This window comes from Bradyrhizobium sp. JR4.1 (assembly GCF_040548605.1).
GTDB classification, from domain to species: domain Bacteria; phylum Pseudomonadota; class Alphaproteobacteria; order Rhizobiales; family Xanthobacteraceae; genus Bradyrhizobium; species Bradyrhizobium canariense.
In genome coordinates, this window is sequence record NZ_JBEPRY010000036.1 from 1 (window position 1) to 19,919 (window position 19,919).

A 19,919-nucleotide genomic window follows, 5' to 3' on the forward strand; every position below is an offset into this window, starting at 1 on the left:
GGACGGCTCCCTCTGTCTGGTTCGACTCAACATCACCAGTCTGGCACACCGATGCCGTTCGGGGGCCGTCCACCCCATCATTGCGAGCGCAGCGAAGCAATCCAGAGTGCCTCCGCGGAAAGATTCTGGATTGCTTCGCTGCGCTCGCAATGACGGAGTATGATGCAGCATCGCGACAAGCACATGCCGGCGCAATCGCCGAAATCATCTGTCCAGGAGGCCTCATGCTCACAGTCCATCATCTCGGCAAGTCGCAGTCGGAGCGTATCGTCTGGCTGTGCGAGGAGCTGGGGATTCCCTACGAGCTGAAGCGCTATACGCGCGATCCCGTCACCATGCTGGCTCCAGCCGAGTACAAGGCGCTGCATCCGATCGGGGCGGCGCCTGTGATCACCGACGGCGAGCTGGTGCTGGCGGAATCCGGCGCCGTCGTCGACTACATCGTTGCAAAATATGGCGACGGCCGACTCGTGCTCGGTCCCACTGACCCCGCCTTCGCGCAGTTTTTGTATTGGCTTCATTTCGCCAATGGCACCCTGCAACCCGGCATGGGGCGGATGATGATCCTGAGCCGGCTCGATCTCGCCAAGGACAATCCGACCCTGCTCGCGATGAAGGGGCGTCTCGATCGGGCCTACGATCTTCTCGACGCAAGGCTTCGCGGGGCCGAATACCTTGCGGGCAGCGCCTTCACGACCGCCGACATCATGACAGCTTTCTCGCTCACTACGATGCGCTACTTCCAGCCCTATGACCTCCAGCGATGTCCGAACGTGGTCAAATATCTCGGCCGCATCAGCGCGCGGGCGGGCTATCGCCGTGCGATGGAGAAGGGGGATCCGGGCATGGCGTTGCTCTTGAACTGAGCGGCGGCGCGCAATCGATCACGCGATCCTGTTCGTGGTGGCAGCGCGTTCCGACGCCAGCTGCTTCTGCAAGCGATCGATGTTCTGCAGCAACCGCTGGCTGGTCAGCACCAGGAAGTAATAGCCGAACTGCGGATCCTGGAAGTAGATCTCGAGCAACCGGTCATAGGTAATCGTCAGCACCTGCCCATCTTCGATGCATTCGATCGTTCCGGTGCGCCGGTTGCCCGGCGTGAGGAAGCCGAGCTCGCCCATCAGCGCGCCCGGCATGATCTCGATATTGATTTCCTTGACCAGGAACTTGCCGGTGACAGTGAGGAGCATTTCCTTGGCTGGATCGCCGAGTTTGAACAGCGTATCGCCGCGGCGATATTTGCGTTCGGTCATGAACGGCTTGAGCCATTCGATCGACATGTCGCCTTCGGCCGCATGGCGCGCCTTCTTGACGAGTTTGAGCATCTGCCGCAGGCGCAAGGCGTTGATCGGTAGCAGCAGGAGATAGAGCAGGAAGGTCGAGACGTTGGCGGAGAGCGCGCCGAACACGGCGAAGAGCGCGCAGCCGACCATGTTGGCGACGCGCAGCGGCACCATCGTTCGCATCAGGAGGGTGGCGACGAAGAAGCCGGCGCCGACCGCGGCGAACATATTGGCCAGCGTGATGTTCTGGACGAAGATCTCCAGCATCCGATTGAAGATCGAGTCATAGGTCACGTTGTTCGGATCGAGGCCCATCTGGACCAGGATCTTCGCGATCCTGAGATTATCCGTTGCCGCCTCGAGAATGCGATCGAGGATCGACGAAATGTCTGCGCTGCCGGACGGCATGGTACTATCCCCGTGTAAGGCCTTCAGTCACGGTCGTATTCTCGACACCTATAGCCGAAATCGAACGACGACCGCTTGAATGAAGCTTTGGGCCGCCGTGCCGCAAGAGGCAAATTTTAGCCTGATCGGGCGTTTCGGCAATTGCCTGTTTGGCGGTGCGTATGGCCGTGGCGCGCCCGCGATTCGGGTACCACCGGGTCCGAGCCTCGGCGTGGTGGACCTCGGCGTCCGGCCGGGCGGGGCGGGACCAGGCGTGCGTGGGGGCGATCCCCGCCTTAGGGCTTGGCGGGCGGCACGACCTGTTGCTCGACCAGGCCGAGATGCCCCGGCAGCGAACCGGCGCGCAGCAGCATGGCGACGCTGTTTGCTTCCTCCAGGGTGAAATTGCCGGAGATCTGGCCCGAGCCGCCGGTGATGGGCTCGCGGATCACGGGAGCGGAGATCACCTTGCCGTCGAGCACGATGGCGAAGGGCTTTGCGATATTCTCCTCGGTGATGTGGGCAAAGCGCCGCCTGCCGCGGCCGTTGAAGCGGAACGAGGCGATCGGCTCTTTCGTGGCGCTCGCAAACCCCGGGCCCGCATAGCTGATGTCGTCGCCGTCGAGCACGCTGTCCTTGGCGACCAGATAAAGGGTCTTGTCCTTGAAGCCGGGCAGGACTTCCGTGCCTGTCGGCGGCGTGCCGGATTGCGCCTGCTCCGCCGGCATCGAGAGGTCGATCAGGCGGAAGCCGACCTTGACCCTTCGGGCGAAGACCGCGGTGACGCGCTCGGGCTCCATCACACCGGGCAGGAAGATTCGGATGCGGTCGGAGCCATCGGGCTGGACGCTGGCGAGCTGGACGCCGGCCTCCTTCAGACGCTGCTCGATCATGGCGATGGCGTCTTCGACGAGTTCGTGCAACCGCGCGGCGGATGCCGCATTGGTCGGCGCGAGCCTGACCAGTCCGTCGCCGCCGTCGGTCACGGCGAGTGCATGCGACGGCAATCCTTCCGCTGCCGACGCGAGCTTGCGTGCGAGTTGCTCGCGGCCCTTGACGTCGGCAATCTTCAACTCGACGCCGCCGTCGCGGATCGCAAGACCGGAGAAGGCGATCTTGCCCTCGCGCAGGGTCTTGTAGACGTCGTCGCGCAAATCCGTGACGACGCTCTCGCGCAGGCCATCGGTGTCCACCTTGTAGACGATGCGAGACCCGCCGAGCTTCTCCATCTTGTCGCCGATGAAGGCCGAGATCTTGGCGCGCATCTTGTCGAGCTGGCCGTCCTCGGCGAGTGCCGCGCGGGGCAGGGCCATCACCGAAGTCAACATCCCCGTTGTGACGGCGAACGCGATGAACAGCCGGGTGGCGCAATCCCGCGGGGGCGTAGTCATGATCACCTCAAGTCTTGCGGCAGGGCGCTGGCAAGGGCGCTGCAATGTGAGTCCGATGCCAGTTCTTGGTCCCCGGATCGGGCGCGCAGGTTCAAAGGCCTGTGCCAGAGCCCATTGTCGCGGACGTTAGATCATGGACGAACGCCAAATCATCCATCATTCTGCCCATGCTCGGCCGGCCAATCGGTCGAGGCCCCGCCAGCCCCAAAAGTCAAAAGACAGGGCGCGGGGACATGCATCTGAGGGAGGACGGAATTCCATGGCGGGCATCCACGCGCTCGATCGGCTCATCGGCAGCGACTATCCGGACCTGGCGACGGACGCCGAAGTTCGGGCCTTCGAGCAGGTCGCTTACGCCGATCGCGTCGCGGCCGAGAGCACTTACGACGCCATCAGGCTCGGGGCGGCCCGCAACCCCGACGGACCGGCGATCCAGTTCCTGCAAAATGCCGATCCCGCCGACACGCCGGTCGTGGTCACGTACCGCGACTTCATCGCGCGCGTCACGCAGGCCGCCAACATGTTTCACGCGCTTGGCGTGGAGAAGAGCGACGTCGTCAGCTTCATGCTGCCGCTGCTGCCGGACGCCTTCGTAACGCTGTTCGGCGCGGAGGCCGCCGGTATCGCCAATCCCGTCAACCCCCTGCTGGAGCCGCACCAGATCGCGGAGATTCTGGAAGCGGCGAACACAAAAGTCCTGGTGGCGCTCGGGCCGATGCCGGGCACAGACATCTGGCAGAAAGTCGAGCAGATCAGGCCGCAACTCAAGCATCTCAAGGCGATCGTACAGGTGTTCGGTGGCGGTGACCCGGGGAAGGGAGTCTTTGCCTTCAGCGACCTGATCAAGCAGCAGCCTTCGGACCGCCTTATCAGCGGACGCAAGATTTTAGGCAGCGACATCGCCGCCTATTTCCACACCGGCGGCACCACCGGCACGCCAAAGCTGGTGCGGCACACGCATGTCAACCAAGTCTATCAGGCCTGGGCGCTCAATCTGCTGCTGAAGTCGAAGCCGGGCGCCAACATGCTGTTCGGCATGCCGCTGTTTCACGTCGGGGGCTCGTTGACGCAGGTGCTGACGACGCTGTCGGCCGGCGGCTCGCTGGTCGTGCTGTCGCCGAGCGGATGGCGCAATCCGAATGCGGTCAAGAACATCTGGCAACTGGTCGAGTGCTTCAAGCCGGAGGCGCTGTCGAGCGTCCCGACGGTGCTCGCCGCAACGCTCGCGGTGCCGCCTGGCAATACCGACATCTCCAGCCTGAAATATGCAGCTGGTGGCGGCTCGGCGATCCCGGTCGCGGTGGGGGCTGCGATCCAGGACAAGCTCAAGCTACCGGTCGTCGAGGTCTACGGCATGACCGAGACCTCGAGCGTGCACACGCTGGCCTATCGGTCGCGGCCGATCCGGCTCGGTTCGGTCGGCCTTCCCATGCCTTACGCGCGGGTCCGCATCGTCCAGCTCGATGCCGAGGGCAAGCTGATCCGCGACTGCGCGCCGGACGAGATCGGCGTCGTCATCATGGCCGGTCCAGGCGTGTTCGGCGGCTATCTCAACAACGAGCACAACAAGGGTGCCTTCGTCGATGAGGTCTGGGTCAATTCCGGCGATCTTGGCCGGCTCGATGCCGACGGCTATCTCTGGATCACCGGCCGCGCCAAGGATCTCGTGATCCGCGGCGGCCACAACATCGATCCGGCGCCGATCGAGGAGATCATGTTCCGCCATCCCGCCGTCGGCTTCGCCGCGGTGGTCGGCCAGCCCGACGCTATGCCGGCGAACTGCCGGTGGGCTACGTGCAGCTGAAGCCGGGCGCGACCGTCGAGCCGGGCGAACTCGAGACATGGGTGCGCGAGCGCACGCCGGAGCGCGCGGCTGTCCCGGTGCAGGTCATCCCGATCGATCCGATGCCTGTGACGGGCGTCGGCAAAGTGTTCAAGCCGCAGCTGCGCTGGGACGCAGCCCAGCGCGTGTTCACGAAGGTGCTGACACCGCTCACTGAGCGCGGCATCGACTGCAAGGTCAGGGTCGGCGCTCACGGCAGCCACGGTTCGATCGCCACCGTGACGCTGGCGGGGCTGCCGGCGGATCAGCGCGAGGCGGTTGCGAGCGAGGTGCACGCACTGCTTGCACCGTTCGTGATGCGCCACGAGGTGGTGCAAATGTGACGGATTCAACAGACGGCTTTGACGTCAGCTCGAAAGCAGGGCGACGCTTCGCCGCATTAGTCATACCCCCGATAGAGCCCCCTATGTGACAAATATCACATAGGAAGAATTGGCAATTGAGCGATGGTCCGAATAGTCTCGTGGAATTGCATCCGGGGGGACGCAAGTGATTCCGTTTCGGATATTTGCTTTGTTGATTTTGGCCATTGGCCTCGCCTGCGGACCGGCCCATGCGGACCGGCGGGTGGCGCTTGTCATCGGCAATTCCGCCTACAAGAGCGCGCCCAAGCTCGGCAACCCCGTCAACGATGCCACTCTGGTCGGCGGCATGTTCAAGAAGGCGGGATTTGATTCCGTCGACGTCAGGCTGGATCTCAGTGCGAGCGAGATGCGGCGCATGTTGCGTGAGTTCGCCGGCAGGACGCGCGATGCGGACATGGCGGTGATCTATTACGCCGGCCACGGCATCGAGCTGGAAGGCACCAACTATCTCATTCCGATCGACGCGACGCTGGAGACCGATGGCGACGTGCTCGACGAAACCATCCCGGTCGAGCGCGCGCTGTTCGCGGTCGAGCCGGCCAAGCAACTGCGCCTGATCATCCTGGACGCGTGCCGTGACAATCCGTTTTCCAAGACCATGAAGCGGACGCTGGCCTCGCGCGCGATCGGACGCGGGCTTGCCAAGGTCGAGCCGACCAGCCCGAACACCATGATTGCTTTCGCCGCGAAGGCCGGTTCGACCGCGTCTGACGGCGATTCCAAGAACAGCCCGTTCGCCGTCGCTTTGGTCGAGCACTTGCCGAAGCCGGGCCTCGATTTGCGCAAGGCGTTCGGCTTCGTGCGCGACGACGTGCTCAAGAGCACCGGCTACAAGCAGGAGCCCTATGTCTACGGCTCGCTCGGCGGCGACGATGTGCCGCTGGTCGCGACCAAGCCGGCAGCGACCGGTCCGCAGGCCAATCCGCAGGATTCTATTCGCAGGGATTACGAGCTCGCGCTGCAGCTTGCCACGCGCGACGGTTGGGAAGCATTTCTGGCGCAATATCCCGAGGGGTTCTATGCGAATCTCGCCAAGGGCCAATTGAACAAGATCGGCGCCGAGGAGACGCGCGCGTCGGCCGAGCAAAAAGCGAATGCGGCCGAGCAGCAGAAGGCAAGGCTCATTGCCGAACGTGCCCAGAAGGCCGAGCAGGACAAGGCGGCTGCGGCGGCCAAAGCCGCCGAAGAGGCGCGGACCGCGGCGGAGAAACAGAAGCAGATCGAGCAGGCGAGAGCGGACGCGGCCGAGCAGCAGCGCAAGCTGGCCGAAGCTGCCGCGGCAAAAGCACAGGCCGAGAAGCAGGCGGCGGAGAAGGCCAAGGCCGAGCTTGCCGCCAGGCAGGCCGCCGAGAAGGCGGAGCAGGCCGCAAAGCCTGTGGCCGATCGGCAGATGCCTGAGGCCGAGCAAAAAGTTGCAGCCCTTGCGCCAGCGCCGGCATCCACATTGTCGGCGGCCGATCTGACAAAATCCGTGCAGAGTGAATTGCGCCGCGTCGGCTGTCTGTCCGCCACCGCGGACGGCGACTGGAGCGCCGCCTCGCAGCGCTCGCTGATACTGTTCAACAAATATGCCGGCACCCAGTTCGACGCCAAGCTCGCCAGCGTCGACGCGCTCGATGCGCTGAAAGCGAAGCCAGGCCGGGTTTGTCCGCTGGTTTGCAATTTCGGCTCCAAGGCCGACGGCGACCAATGCGTGAAGATTACATGCCGCGCCGGCTATCGCGTCGGTGACGATAACGAGTGCGAGAAGATTCAGGAGAAGAAGCCAGCGCCTACCGCCCGCGACGAGCCGAGAAGGCGCGACCAAGACCGGAAGGACGCAGAATCTGCGGCACCGAAATCGCAAGCGTCCGGGCAGATGATCTGCAACAACGCAGGATGCAGGCCGATTGCTAAGGGATGTCGGCTCGCGTTGGTTCCCCATCCCAGCAACGCCAGCGTCAAGATCACCGGTGAGGTGTGTAACTGATGGCGATGCCTGCCCTCCGAGATTGCGCCCTCGGGCTCAAAGTTCTTGTTCTGATTGTTCTGGCGAGCTGCAGCCCGGCCCTCGCCGACAAGCGCGTTGCGCTCGTCATCGGCAATTCTGCCTACAAGAACGCGCCGCGGCTCGCGAACCCGGTGAACGACGCCGGGCTGGTCGGCGGCATGTTCAGGAATGCGGGCTTCGATACGGTCGAGATCAGGCTGGACCTCAATGCCAGCGAAATGCGGCGATCGCTACGCGAGTTCGCGGCCAGGACGCGCGATGCCGACATGGCGGTGATCTACTATGCGGGCCACGGCATCGAGCTGGACGGCAACAACTACCTCGTTCCAACCGATGCCATGCTGGAAACCGACGGCGACGTCCTCGACGAGACCGTCGCGCTGGATCGCGCGCTCTATGCGGTCGAACCGGCCAAACAACTCCGTCTCGTCATCCTCGATGCCTGTCGTGACAATCCTTTTGCCAAGACGATGAAGCGCACCCTGGCCTCGCGCGCGATTGGTGGCGGACTTGCCAAGGTCGAGCCAACCAGTCCGAACACGATGATCGCGTTTGCGGCCAAGGCGGGATCGACGGCGTCGGATGGCGACTCCCGCAATAGCCCGTTCGCGGTCGCGTTGACCGATCATCTGCCGAAGCCCGGGCTCGATTTGCGCAAGGCGTTCGGGTTTGTCCGTGACGACGTCTTGAAGAAAACCGGCAACAAGCAGGAGCCGTATGTCTATGGCTCTCTGGGTGGCAGCGATGTGCCGCTGGTGCCGGCAAGGCCGGCCGCCGCAGCCGGTCCGCAGGCAAATCCGCAGGATGGTGTGCGCAAAGACTACGAGCTTGCCCTTCAGGCCGGCCTGCGCGAGGCCTGGGAAGCATTCCTCCAGACCTATCCGGACGGCTTTTACGCCAACCTCGCCCGCGTGCAGTTGAAGAAGATTGCCGCCGAGGAGGATCGCACGGCGGCGACGGAGAAGGCGCGTCTGGCCGAACAGGAGAAGGCGAGGCTCGCGACCGAACGAGCCCAGAAGGCCGAGCAGGAGAAAGCGGCCGCTGCTGCGAAAGCCGCGGAAGAGGCGCGGATCGCGGCCGAGAAAGCCAAGCAGGTCGAGCAGGCCAAGGCGGAGGCGGCCGAACGAGATCGCAAGGCGGCGGAAGCTGCCGCGGCCAAGTCGCTCGCAGAGAAGCGGGCGATGGAGAAGGCAGCAGCTGAGGCGGCAGCGAAGCAGGCAGCGGACAAGCAGGCGGCTGATGCCGAAAGCAGGAAGGTCGCGGCGCTGTCGCCGCCGTCAAGCTCCCCGCCGTCCGGCGATCTCACGAAGTCTGTTCAGAACGAACTGCGCCGCGTCGGCTGTCTGTCGGCCGCCGCCGACGGCGACTGGAACGCCGCAACGCAGCGCTCGCTGACGCTGTTCAACAAATATGCTGGCACCCAGTTCGACGCGAAGCTTGCGAGTGTCGACGCGCTCGATGCGCTGAAGGCAAAGCCGGGACGGGTCTGCCCGCTCGTATGCAATTTCGGCTTCAAAGCCGACGGCGATCAATGCGCGAAGATCACCTGCCGGGCCGGCTATCATGTCGGCGACGACAATGAATGCGAGAAGGTACCGGAGAAGAAGCCGGTGGCGACGCGCGAGGATTCGAAGCGGCGGGACACGGATCGGAAAGAAGCGGAATCTGCTGCCCCAAAGTCGCAAGCCTCAGGACAGATAATTTGCACGAGTGCTGGATGCAGGCCGGTTGCGAAAGGGTGTCGCATTGTGCGAGATCCAAGGCCGGGTAGCGCGGGCATGTCACAAGCGGAAGTGTGCAATTAGTCGTGCATCGCTGAGCACTGCATCCTCGTCTCGAGCTCTTGCAAATTGCTCGAGTGCTTGGACCATCCGGCGCATTCAATGCGCGCCGGGAAGGTGAGCATGCACTGATGCCCTCGGCGCTCATCAGGGGCGTGAACTTCTCAGCTTGCATGCCTTGCCGCGAGCGAGCATCATCCTCCAAAAAGGGGTAAACCGATGCCACAACTCTCTCGCCGCAGCCACCTTCAGCAAATGTCGGCCGTGCTCGGATCCGCCGCGCTGCCTGGGTGGTCGAGGTCCGCATCGGCTTCGGAGGCAGACATTCCCCCCGAGGGCATCGGCAAGGGCATCAAGCACATCTCCTATAGCGACATCGGCGGACGCCCCGACAGTGTGCAGGTGATGTTCAACCGGCAGCACGTCTATGTCGGACACATGTTCAGCGACGGCGTGACGATCCTGGACGCATCCGATCCGCGTGCGCTGAAGCCGGTCAATTTCTTCACCGCAGGGCAATACACCCGCACCCATCATTTACAGGTGGCGGAAGATTTGCTGCTGCTTGCGAACGGCGCCAACATCGTCGCGATGCAGTCCTACGACAACATGCGCGGTTATTTCGAGAACACGCTGGTCGACAGCATCACCAAGGCCAAGAAATTCCGCTGCGGCCTCTCGATCCACGACATATCAAAACCGAACGAGATGCGCGAGATCGTGTTCCTTGAAATGCCCGGCTTCGGCATCAACCGTCTGTGGTGGCCGGGCGGCCGCTATGCCTATGTGTCGGCGCATCTCGACGGCTTCACCGACCACATCCTCTGCGTGGTCGATCTCAAGACCATCACCAAGCCTGAGATCGTCGCGAAATGGTGGCTGCCGGGCATGAACCGTGCGGCCGGCGAGCCGGCGACGCCGAAGGGCAAGCGCTTTGCGCTCCATCACATGATCACGGCGGGTGATCGCGGCTATGCTGCGTGGCGCGATGGCGGCTTCACCATTCATGACATCAGCGATCCCATGAATCCGAAGCTGCTGTCCCACATCAACTGGTCGCCGCCCTTCGCGGGCGGCACGCATACACCGCTGCCGCTGCCCAAGCGACAGCTTGCGATCGTCGCGGACGAAGCCAATGCTGATCAATGCGCCAAGGGCCTGTTCCATACATTCGTTCTTGACGTGCGCGCGCCTGGAAACCCGGTGCCGATCGCGACGCTGCCGACCCCGCGCGACCGCGACTTCTGCACGAACGGCACCTTCGGGCCGCATAATCTGCACGAGAACCGCCCGGGCTCGTTCCAGAGCGAGGAGACGATCTTCGCGACCTACAACAATGCCGGCGTCAGGGTGTTCGACGTCAGGGACGCCTTCGCACCGAAGGAGATCGCGTATTGGGTGCCGCCGACACCGAAAAAGCTCATCGACCCGCGCCCGAACGTCGCGCTCGCGGCCAAGACCTGTGATGCGTATGTCCGGCCGGACGGGCTGATGTTCGTCTCCGACTGGAACGCCGGCATGCACGTGCTGCAATATCAGGGATGAGCGTGCAGGTTGTAGGGTGGGCAAAAGCGCGAAGCGCCGTGCCCACCATTCGCAGAGGAGAAGGCTCTGGTGGGCACGCTTTCGCTTTGCCCACCCTACGAGACCTGCGCTAACCCGCGGGCATCCGCGTCTCCACCAGGCGCGCCCAATAGGATGCGCCGTGGCCGAGAATGTTGTCGTTGAAGACGTAGGCCGGGTGGTGGCACTCGTTGCCGTCGCCCATGCCGACCAGAATCATCGCGCCGGGGCGCGCTTCCAGCATGAAGGAAAAGTCTTCGGCGCCCATCATCGGAATGAACTTGTCGTTGACGCGCTCGGCACCCACGATGTCGCGGGCGACGTCGGCGGCAAGGCGGGCCTCGCGCGCATGGTTCATCGTCACCGGATACATGCGCGTGTATTTGGTCTCGGCCGAGCCGCCATAGGCGCGCGCGACGCTGTCGGCGACTTCGCCGATGCGGCGCTCGACCAGATCGCGCACCTCAGGGTCGAGCGTGCGCACGGTGCCGCCGAGCTCGGCGATCTCCGGAATAATGTTGAAGGCCGTGCCGGAGTGAAATTGCGTGATCGAGATGACGGCGGACTTCAGCGGATCGACATTGCGCGCGACGATCGATTGCAGCGCGTTGACGATCTGGGCGCCGATCAGCACGCTGTCGATGGACTTGTGCGGACCCGCGCCGGCGTGGCCGCCCTTGCCGTGGACCGTGATCTGGATGTTGTCGGAGGAGGCGAGCATCGCGCCGGGCGTGGTCGCGAAATGTCCTTCGGGCAGGCCCGGCATGTTGTGCATGCCGTAGACTTCCTGGATGTTCCAGCGTGTCATCAGCCCGTCCTCGACCATCGCCTTGCCACCGCCGCCGCCTTCTTCCGCGGGCTGGAAGATCACCACGGCCGTGCCGTCGAAGTTGCGCGTCTCGGCGAGATATTTGGCGGCGCCGAGCAGCATGGCGGTGTGGCCGTCATGGCCGCAGGCGTGCATCTTGCCGGGGACCTTGGAGGCATAGGGCACGCCCGACGTCTCCATGATCGGCAGCGCGTCCATGTCGGCGCGCAGGCCAATGGTCTTGCCGGAGGCGGATTTGCGGCCGCGGATCACGCCGACGACGCCGGTGCGGCCGATGCCCGCCACCACCTCGTCGCAACCGAACTCGCGCAAGCGATCGGCGACGATGCCGGCAGTGCGGTGGACGTCGTATTGCAGTTCCGGGTTCTCGTGGAAGTCATGGCGCCAGGCGGCCATTTCGTCGGAGAGGGCGGCAACGCGGTTGACGATGGGCATGAGGAAGGTCCGCCTTGATTTGTAGCCCGGATGAGCGAAGCGAAATCCGGGATCTTTGTGGGAGAAGTCCCGGGTGTCGCTGCGCTCACCCGGGCCACCAATGACGCTCAGCTCTCGCCGAACACGCGCTTGAAGATCGTGTCGACGTGCTTGAAGTGATAGCCGAGGTCGAACTGCTCCTCGATCTCGGCGTCGGTGAGATACTTCTTCACGTCAGCGTCCTTCTTCAGGAGCTGGAGGAAGTCGCCTTCGCCGCGCCAGACCGGCATGGCGTTGCGCTGCACGAGCTTGTAGGCGTCTTCGCGGCTTGCGCCCTTCTGGGTGAGCGCCAGCAGAACGCGCTGCGAATGCACGAGGCCGCCGAGGCGGTCGAGGTTCTTCTGCATGTTGGCGGGGTACACGAGCAGCTTGTCGATCAGGCCGGCGAGGCGCACCAGCGCGAAGTCGAGCGTCACGGTCGCGTCGGGGCCCATCATGCGCTCGGCAGAGGAGTGAGAGATGTCGCGCTCGTGCCAGAGCACGACGTTCTCCAGCGCCGGCGTCACATAGGCGCGCACCATGCGCGACAGCCCGGTGAGGTTTTCCGAGAGCACCGGATTGCGCTTGTGCGGCATCGCGGACGAACCCTTCTGCCCTTCGGAGAAGAACTCCTCGGCTTCGAGCACTTCGGTGCGTTGCATGTGGCGGATCTCCACCGCGAAACGCTCGACCGAGGACGCGATCACGCCGAGCGTCGAGAAATACATCGCGTGGCGGTCGCGGGGGATCACCTGCGTCGAGATCGGCTCGGGTACGAGGCCCATGGCCTTGGCAACATGCTGTTCGACGCGCGGGTCGATCTGGGCAAAAGTGCCGACCGCGCCGGAGATGGCGCAGGTCGCGACTTCCTTCCGCGCCGCGATCAGGCGCTCCCTGGCGCGAGAGAATTCCGCATAGGCATAGGCGAGCTTGAGGCCGAAGGTCACGGGTTCGGCGTGGATGCCGTGGCTGCGGCCGATGGTTGGCGTCATCTTGTGCTCGAGGGCGCGCTTCTTCAGCGCCGCCAGCACCTTGTCGAGGTCGGCGAGCAGCAGGTCGGCGGCGCGGGTGAGCTGGACGTTGAGGCAGGTGTCGAGCACGTCGGAAGAGGTCATGCCCTGATGCACGAAGCGCGCTTCGGGGCCGACGATCTCGGCGAGGTGGGTGAGGAAGGCGATGACGTCGTGCTTGGTCTCGCGCTCGATCTCGTCGATGCGGGCGACGTCGAAAGTGGCGTCCTTGGCCTTGGCCCAGACCGTCTTGGCGGCCTCCTTGGGAATCGTGCCGAGCTCGGCAAGGGCGTCCGCCGCATGCGCCTCGATCTCGAACCAGATCTTGAACCGGGTCTGCGGCTCCCAGATCGAGGCCATTTCCGGGCGAGTATAGCGGGGGATCATTGGACTGCTCCAGGAAGGTGGGCGGGCGACCCAAAGGGCGACACCGGCCAGAATGTTTTTTACGCCGTGATCTAGCAGAGCGGGGAGGGCGAAACAAACAGCGCCGGCAAGGTAGCAGGGGATGATTGGGCTGGGCGGGGTCATCCCCCGGCCGTGGCGGGCGACGGGCCAGCCCGGCGCCCCGGAGCTGCAAAAATTAACTGTCAATCACGAACCATTGACTGACAGATATTGAAATCTGTCAGCGAGACGTGTATATCCGTTCTCGGACGCTCCAATTGGGCGTCTGGCGGCATTCCGAGAGCCCGACGTCCCAAGCAAATGGGGGATTGAGGGCTGCAATTGAACAACGGGGACCGCCAATTGATTGGAGACTTACGACAATGACGACCGAAATCATCAATTTGACCGGGACGATTGGGCACTGGCTCAATTTACTGGTGGCGCGCCAAATCGCGGCGCAGGCTGCAAAACTGCCTCATTAGGGCGAGAGCTTTCCGAAACGACCGGCACGGGCGCTTCGGAAGCAGCTCCGTCGCCGGGTAACTGAGCCCTCAACGGGAACATGGTGCTGGCATGAACGAAGCCGTTATCTTGACGCCGGAGCGGATCCTCGAAGTCACCGAGGACGTACTGCGGCGCTACGGGCTCGCCAAAGCCACCGTGGTCGACGTGGCTCGTGCGCTCGATGTGAGCCACGGCAGCGTCTACCGCCATTTCCCGAGCAAGGCCTCACTGCGCGAGGCCGTCGCCAAACGCTGGCTGGACCGCATCGACGCGCCCTTACGCCAGCTTGCCGAAGAGCAGGGCCCGGCCCCTGACAGGCTCGACCGCTGGCTGCGCACCCTGTTCGCCGCCAAGCGTTCGCGCGTGCTCGACGACCCCGAGATGTTCGAGACCTATCTGACTCTGGCGCGCGAGGCCTGTGCAGCCGTCAAGTGTCACAAGGACACCATGATCGACCAGATCGCGGCGATCCTGACCGACGGCGTGAAGCAGGGCGTGTTCGAGGTGGGCGACGTCAAGGCCACCGCACGCGCCATCTTCGATGCGACCGTCCGCTTCCACCATCCGGCCCACGCCGACGAGTGGAAGGACGCCGATCTTTCGGCGCGTGTCGATGCGACGCTGGCGCTGGTATTGCGCGGGCTGAAGGCGGCGTGAGGTTGCGGAGCCAACGCGTATCGCAGCTTGGCGCTTGATCCGCTCCTGCTCATGCCTTTGGCAGGATGACGGGCTTGGCCTCGACGATTCTCTCGTGACCACCATCCCATCATCCTGCTTGGCTGTGAGCCGTCAGATGACGAAGTCCGTTGGATGCAGGGCCGCCGTGTGCACGCCGTCCAACGTGATCGTATCGTTGGCGGTGAGGTGGATCACGGCATCGCCGGCGCTATTGTCGCCGATGAGGCTGGAGACGGCTGCCCAGTCTGCGAAGCCGTAGTCATGCAGGTTGATCAGGTCATGTTCGGTGGTGGTGCTGCCGACAGCCTGGTTGCCTTGATTGAAGTCGTTGATGATGTCCTGGCCGGAGCCCGTGTTGAAGACGAACGTGTCGTTGTTGGGCCCGCCCCACAGGAGATCATTGCCGGCGCCACCGTTGAGGGTATCCGTGCCTCCGGTGATCGAGCCGGGTGAGGAAGGAGCGTAGCTCATCGCATCGCCCGCCAGGCGATCGGGGCTCGATCCGCCGGTGAGGATGTCGTTCCCGCCGTGAGCATTGCCCGACATTGTGGGAGCGTCGCCGGTCAACGTCGTGCTGAAAGCAGCTCGCTCGCCATCGACGATGGCGGTGAGGATATCGTTCCCGCCCTGAGCATTGTCGGACATGGACGTTCCCGAATCCCCCGACAGGCTTCCTCCTCCGAGCTGGGCGTCGCTGCTCGCCGCAAAGGTCAGGATGTCGTTTCCGCCGACCGCGTTGGTCATAGCGCCGGTGGCATCGCCGCTGAGTGCGTCGCCGCCGCCATTTATCCCATAGTCCGTCGCGCTCAGCGTATCATTTCCGCCGTGCGCATTGCCGCTCATGGCCCCACCAGCGTCCCCGCTGAGCGACCCGAACGATCTCCATCCGGTCGACGCCGTCAATGTGTCATTTCCGCCTCCCGCGTTGCCCGACATGTCGCCTTGGACATCGCCATAGAGATAAACATTGGTGTAGAGCGAGTTGTGGGCATCGACATTGAGGGTGTCGTTACCGCCCTGGGTGTTGTCCGCCATGGATTGGGAATCGCCAACGGCGACGGCACTATCCCAGCCGCCATCCACGCTCACCACGAGACTGTCGTTTCCTCCGTGAGAATTGCCATGCATGGCCGCCAGGTCTTCCCCAACGAGCGTCACGTTCGAGTTGAGACTCGATATGGCTGCCGTCAGCGCATCGTTGCCGCCCCAGTCATCGGTTGCCAACCCGGGATCTCCGAGCACGGTCATGGATTGACCGAAGTCCGGCAGGGTGACTGCGATAGTGTCGTTTGGCAGTTGGTGCATGTCGCTTCACTCCGATTTCATTTCAGTCGCGGGGCCTGAAAGCAGCGGAGCTCTTTGCGAGACGCGCTGTGGCCGCGCTTGACGTCGAATCTGCTCGGAGTTGATGGCGGAGATTTGCTTTGGGTTGGATTTCATTGCGACCAAAGGAACTTCGGCGCGGGGTGGCGGAACTCGGCGGACGCTAGAAATTCGTCAGCCCGCAAGCCGCTGCGAGCCGCACGAGCTGCGCATCCGTACGCGCGCCGGTCTTCGTCTTGATCAGATAGTGATAGTTCTGCACCGTCTTGACGCTCACGCTGGTATTGCGCGGGCTGAAGGCGTAGGCCAACTTCCTTCACGCGTTCCGAAGCCGTCACACCTGACGTGACCTGTCGCGGTTCTATCTCAGACCTTATGGGCAACGCCATTGCCGAGCGAGCGCGGATGATGGGTCTTTTTTCGCGCGCGTAGGGCGGCGTTGGCCGATGGCACGACCGACGGGCTTTCCGGATAGGTATTGACTTCGATTTCGACCACGTCCTTTGACCGCTTTCGAAGGCGGTAGAACGCAAGTTCCTGTTCGAGAATGGGGCAGTGGAATTGGATCGTCGCTGTGTCTGGCAGACGGCAGAGTTCATCGATGAGCTCGCCGACAGTGATGATCGGGGGATGATGGATGGCTTCGCGGATAGCCTTACTCATGGCGCAACTCCCTCACTCCGCTACTAACCACGGCGCGACGGCGTCAGTTCCAATTCTATCCGGCCACACGTGATCTAAAGGTGCGAGCCGCGCGCCAGCGCCCTAAAGCGCGGGTGCCAACCGCGAGCTGCGCAACCGCAATATGCCGAACGGGTCTTCGCGCCCCGCGAGTTTGCGATAGGTCGCAAGGTCGTCAAGCGTCGGACCTTCCCCGCGTCTGACATTCACGCCCGCAACCGTTGCAACCGGAATCGACGTGCCGAGGCCTGCGTAGAGATAGTTGTCGCCGAACGCCGTCTTGAGCGCGGCAAAAGTCGGCTCACCGGTGCAATGTCCCGGGGCTACGCTGTCGACCTTGAACCTGTCCTTCAGGGCGGTAACGACTTTCGCGATAGCTTCGTCAGGTGCGACGACCAGATGAAATCCTCCCGCGATGAGATGAATCCTGGGATTGATACCCGCCGCCGCTTCGACGATGCGCTCGATCCCGGGGTGCGAGCAACCGACCAGAAGGACCAAGCCGTCGGCCGTGTTGACGGCCAAGGACAGCTCCTTGAGTTCTCTCGTCCCCGGTGCGTCGGAAATCAGCGAGATAAGCGTGATACCGGGAGCGATCTCGGTGGTCTGATCGATCAGTTCGAAGTTCGCGTGGGCCCATGCCGTGCCGAACTTCATCGTCGCGGGCGGCTTGCCTGAATAGTACCGCATCTCCGGCGGCAAGGCCTCGTCTTTGCGGTAGAAGCTGGACGGCAAGGACGAGCCGTAGATGCCAAATCCCTCCTTTGGCGCGTAGATCTTGACGGTTGGATTGATGCTCAGGAGGTAGGACAAGCCCGCCATGTGATCGGAGTGGCGGTGCGAAAGAACGACAAAGTCGAGGTCCGAGAGATCAACTCCCTTGGCCTTCACGTTCGCCGCGAATATTTCGGGATCGTTACCCGTATCGAACAGGATGCGTTTTCCCGCGATTTCGACAAGGGCGGAGAAACCCCAGTCCTTTGTCATCGCGTCATTGGTGCCGAAGGCGTCATAGAGAATGGTGATCTGGTCTTTCGCCTCAGCTGCCGCGCTTTCCGTAAGCCCGGTCGCGAAAACGCTGGAGGCGATCAGTGCTGCAAGAAGGCTGTCCCTGATGTTCATGGAAGCGTCTCCTGTTGTCGTGCAAGACATACAACGGGAACGAGGGCGGCTTCGAGAGCCGTCCAAATTGGCTCCAGTCGAAAGATCGGAGCCGGACACACATCCACTGGCCGCTTGATGCTGGATGCCGTGCCTGTGGTGGAGCGTAGCACAATCTAAGAGAGACTTGGAGACCTTCGTTGGGGGTGGCCAGTCGGGGACCAGATATTCTGGTCGCAGCGAACGGCACGCCGTCACCCTCTAGATCTTCGTCAGTCCGCAATTCGCCGCCAATCGTACGAGCTGCGCATCCGTGCGCGCGCCGGTCTTGGTCTTGATCAGATAGTGATAGTTCTGCACCGTCTTGACGCTGAGATTGAGATTCGTTGCGATCTGTTCGGTCGTGGCGCCGCCGGCGAATTGGCGCAGAATCTCGATCTCGCGTTCTCCCAGTTGATCCAGCGCAGAGCCCGCCGACAGGCTGTCCTCGGCCAGGATGTGCGCGATGTCGTCGCTCATGGCGCGTTCGCCGCGCGCCACGCTGCGGATCGCGGACACGACCGCGGACGGCTCGCTACTTTTGGTGACGAAGCCGCTGGCGCCGGCACTGAAGGCTGCCTTCACCAGCACGGCCTCGTTGTGCATGGTGAAAACGAGGATCCGCGCCCGCGGGCTCCGCGCGCGGATGTTGCGGATGGCTTCCAGCCCGCTCGCGCCGGGCATGGAGATATCCAGCAAGACCACATCGGGATCGCGCGCCTTGAAGGCGCTGTAGGCATCCGCGGCGTTGTCGGCTTCCGCCACGACATGCAGATCGCCCTGGCTCTCCAGCACGCGCCGATAGCCCTGCCGCACGATCGGATGGTCGTCGACCAACAGCACGGAGATGCCTGTTGCCATAATCTCGTTCATCCCGGCCTCACGCGGCGAGCGGGATGGTGGCGGCGATGCTGAGTCCGCCTCGGGCGGGCAGGATCGAGAATGATCCGCCGGCCGCTGCGACGCGCTCGCGGATGCCCGTGAGGCCAAAGCCGGCCGACTGCTTGACGCGTGCTGCGTCGCCGCCGCCATCGTCATCGACACGGATCAGCAATGCATCGTCGTCGCCCGTGCGCCGCTCGACGTGCAGAGAAATCTCGCGTGCCGTGCCGTGGCGCAACGCGTTGGTCAGGCATTCCTGCGCGACGCGATAGGCGGTGGTCGCGGCCGGGCCGCTGATGTCGGTGAGGTCGCCCCTGAGATCGAGCTGAATCGTCGGCCGCACCGAGCTCTGCGAGCGCCAGCTATCCACCAAATTCACGAGGCTCGCCTCCAGTCCGAGCTCGGCGGGCAGGGGATTGCGCAGGCGCTTCAGCGCGTCGCGCAGCGAGGCCATCAGATGATGCGTGGCCTGCGAGATCATCCGCGCGTCCTGCACGATGTCGTTGCGCTTGTCTGCCTTCGTGCTCGCCGTCTCGATGGTGTTGGCGAAGGCGAGGATGGCCGAGAGATTTTGTCCGAACTCGTCGTGCAACTCGCGGGCGAGCGCGCGGCGTTCGTCGTCGCGGATCTCGATCAGGCGCCGCGTCAGCGCCGCGCGCTGTTCGGTCGCTTCCTCCAACCGGCCGCCGAGCTCGTCGACGGCGCTGCCGATCATCGCCAGCTCCATCGAGCGGAAGCGCGGCAGTTTCGTCCGATACTGACCGCGGGCCATGCGCTGCAAGGCGGTCACGATCGTGCGCGCCGGCGCCAGCGCATGCGCAATCGCGAGCGAAGCCAGGAGCGCGATCGCCGCCGCCATCAAAAGCGCCACGTCGATCACGTTGAGGATGTACTCCCAGGCGAGCGAGATGGCGGCCGCTTCATCCGGCGTCGCGACCACCGTTCCGGCGGTCGCCGCGCGGGGACTGACCGGCCGTATCACTTCGGCATGGCTGCCAAGGAAGGTCGGCACAATCGACGCGAACCAGCGCGGCGGCGCCTTGCCGAGCCCCTCACTCTGGCCGCAGAGCGACTTTTCGAATGCGATGGCAGGTTGGAATTCGACGCAGACGCCAGGGGAGATCAGCTTCATCGTCTCCAGCGTGCGCCACTCCGGAACCGGCAGAAGCTGCTCGCGTGTTCTGCTGCTACGCAACAAGAATTCGTGCCAATACAGGGCCTGAAGCGCCTGGGCGACCCGCTGCGCCGAGGCCGCGGTCGCCCGGTCGACGCTGCGATAGGCGTCGAACGTGGCCCAGATGGTCGCCGCACCAAGGCAGAGCACGACGATGAGAAACAGACGGGCGACAAGCTGAAGCACAAGGCGCATGCGATCACCCCAAAGTTTGCTAAGGTCAGCCTAACAACGCCGCCGCGCCTTGCCAAT

The 19,919-nt window shown here is 63.6% G+C and carries 14 protein-coding genes and 2 pseudogenes; 6 read left to right on the plus strand and 10 right to left on the minus strand.

The features are described from left to right. Window positions 1–224: 224 nt before the first annotated feature. A complete protein-coding gene (locus ABIB90_RS37810; protein WP_354202559.1) occupies window positions 225–866 on the plus strand; it encodes a glutathione S-transferase family protein in 642 nt (213 codons plus the stop codon). An 18-nt stretch (window positions 867–884) separates the two neighbouring features. Here ABIB90_RS37810 and ABIB90_RS37815 read toward each other — a convergent pair whose 3' ends face one another. Beyond that, entirely contained in the window at window positions 885–1,691 is an 807-nt protein-coding gene (locus ABIB90_RS37815; protein ID WP_354202560.1) for a Crp/Fnr family transcriptional regulator, read from the minus strand. Between the two features lie 275 nt (window positions 1,692–1,966). After that, a complete protein-coding gene (locus tag ABIB90_RS37820) occupies window positions 1,967–3,061 on the minus strand; it encodes a SecDF P1 head subdomain-containing protein (protein WP_354202561.1) in 1,095 nt (364 codons plus the stop codon). A 259-nt stretch (window positions 3,062–3,320) separates the two neighbouring features. Here ABIB90_RS37820 and ABIB90_RS37825 point away from each other — a divergent pair. The 4 genes and pseudogenes from ABIB90_RS37825 to ABIB90_RS37840 all read left to right on the plus strand — a co-directional run bounded on the left by ABIB90_RS37825 (window position 3,321) and on the right by ABIB90_RS37840 (window position 10,585). Next, window positions 3,321–5,227 (plus strand): annotated as a pseudogene (locus ABIB90_RS37825) (acyl-CoA synthetase). A gap of 166 nt (window positions 5,228–5,393) precedes the next feature. After that, window positions 5,394–7,238: a caspase family protein gene (locus ABIB90_RS37830; RefSeq protein WP_502916930.1), complete on the plus strand. Its 1,845-nt coding sequence runs from the start codon at window positions 5,394–5,396 to the stop codon at window positions 7,236–7,238. Window positions 7,239–7,243: 5 nt separating this feature from the next. Beyond that, entirely contained in the window at window positions 7,244–9,064 is a 1,821-nt protein-coding gene (locus ABIB90_RS37835) for a caspase family protein (protein WP_354159301.1), read from the plus strand. 195 nt (window positions 9,065–9,259) lie between these two features. Continuing rightward, the gene (locus tag ABIB90_RS37840; protein ID WP_354202562.1) at window positions 9,260–10,585 is read left to right on the plus strand and encodes an LVIVD repeat-containing protein; all 1,326 of its coding nucleotides are present in this window, start codon (window positions 9,260–9,262) and stop codon (window positions 10,583–10,585) included. A 109-nt stretch (window positions 10,586–10,694) separates the two neighbouring features. Here the strand turns inward: ABIB90_RS37840 and ABIB90_RS37845 are convergent, their stop codons facing one another. Beyond that, window positions 10,695–11,867: a M20 aminoacylase family protein gene (locus tag ABIB90_RS37845; protein WP_354159099.1), complete on the minus strand. Its 1,173-nt coding sequence runs from the start codon at window positions 11,865–11,867 to the stop codon at window positions 10,695–10,697. A 107-nt stretch (window positions 11,868–11,974) separates the two neighbouring features. Next, window positions 11,975–13,282, minus strand: a complete 1,308-nt coding sequence (gene purB, locus ABIB90_RS37850) for an adenylosuccinate lyase (protein WP_007602341.1) — start codon at window positions 13,280–13,282, stop codon at window positions 11,975–11,977. Between the two features lie 576 nt (window positions 13,283–13,858). Here purB and ABIB90_RS37855 point away from each other — a divergent pair. Beyond that, window positions 13,859–14,446: a TetR/AcrR family transcriptional regulator gene (locus ABIB90_RS37855; RefSeq protein WP_354159096.1), complete on the plus strand. Its 588-nt coding sequence runs from the start codon at window positions 13,859–13,861 to the stop codon at window positions 14,444–14,446. Between the two features lie 132 nt (window positions 14,447–14,578). Here ABIB90_RS37855 and ABIB90_RS37860 read toward each other — a convergent pair whose 3' ends face one another. The 6 genes and pseudogenes from ABIB90_RS37860 to ABIB90_RS37885 all read right to left on the minus strand — a co-directional run bounded on the left by ABIB90_RS37860 (window position 14,579) and on the right by ABIB90_RS37885 (window position 19,862). Beyond that, a complete protein-coding gene (locus ABIB90_RS37860) occupies window positions 14,579–15,772 on the minus strand; it encodes a calcium-binding protein (protein WP_354202563.1) in 1,194 nt (397 codons plus the stop codon). A 181-nt stretch (window positions 15,773–15,953) separates the two neighbouring features. Further along, window positions 15,954–16,070 (minus strand): annotated as a pseudogene (locus ABIB90_RS37865) (DNA-binding response regulator); the annotation flags it as partial. Between the two features lie 86 nt (window positions 16,071–16,156). Next, window positions 16,157–16,453 (minus strand): hypothetical protein, encoded by a 297-nt coding sequence (locus ABIB90_RS37870; protein WP_007602351.1) that lies wholly within the window; start codon window positions 16,451–16,453, stop codon window positions 16,157–16,159. Between the two features lie 102 nt (window positions 16,454–16,555). Beyond that, on the minus strand, window positions 16,556–17,593 hold the full coding sequence (locus tag ABIB90_RS37875) for an MBL fold metallo-hydrolase (protein ID WP_354159092.1): 1,038 nt from the start codon (window positions 17,591–17,593) through the stop codon (window positions 16,556–16,558). 240 nt (window positions 17,594–17,833) lie between these two features. Further along, a complete protein-coding gene (locus tag ABIB90_RS37880) occupies window positions 17,834–18,484 on the minus strand; it encodes a response regulator (RefSeq protein ID WP_354202564.1) in 651 nt (216 codons plus the stop codon). 7 nt (window positions 18,485–18,491) lie between these two features. Further along, entirely contained in the window at window positions 18,492–19,862 is a 1,371-nt protein-coding gene (locus ABIB90_RS37885) for a sensor histidine kinase (protein WP_354202565.1), read from the minus strand. Window positions 19,863–19,919: the final 57 nt, after the last annotated feature.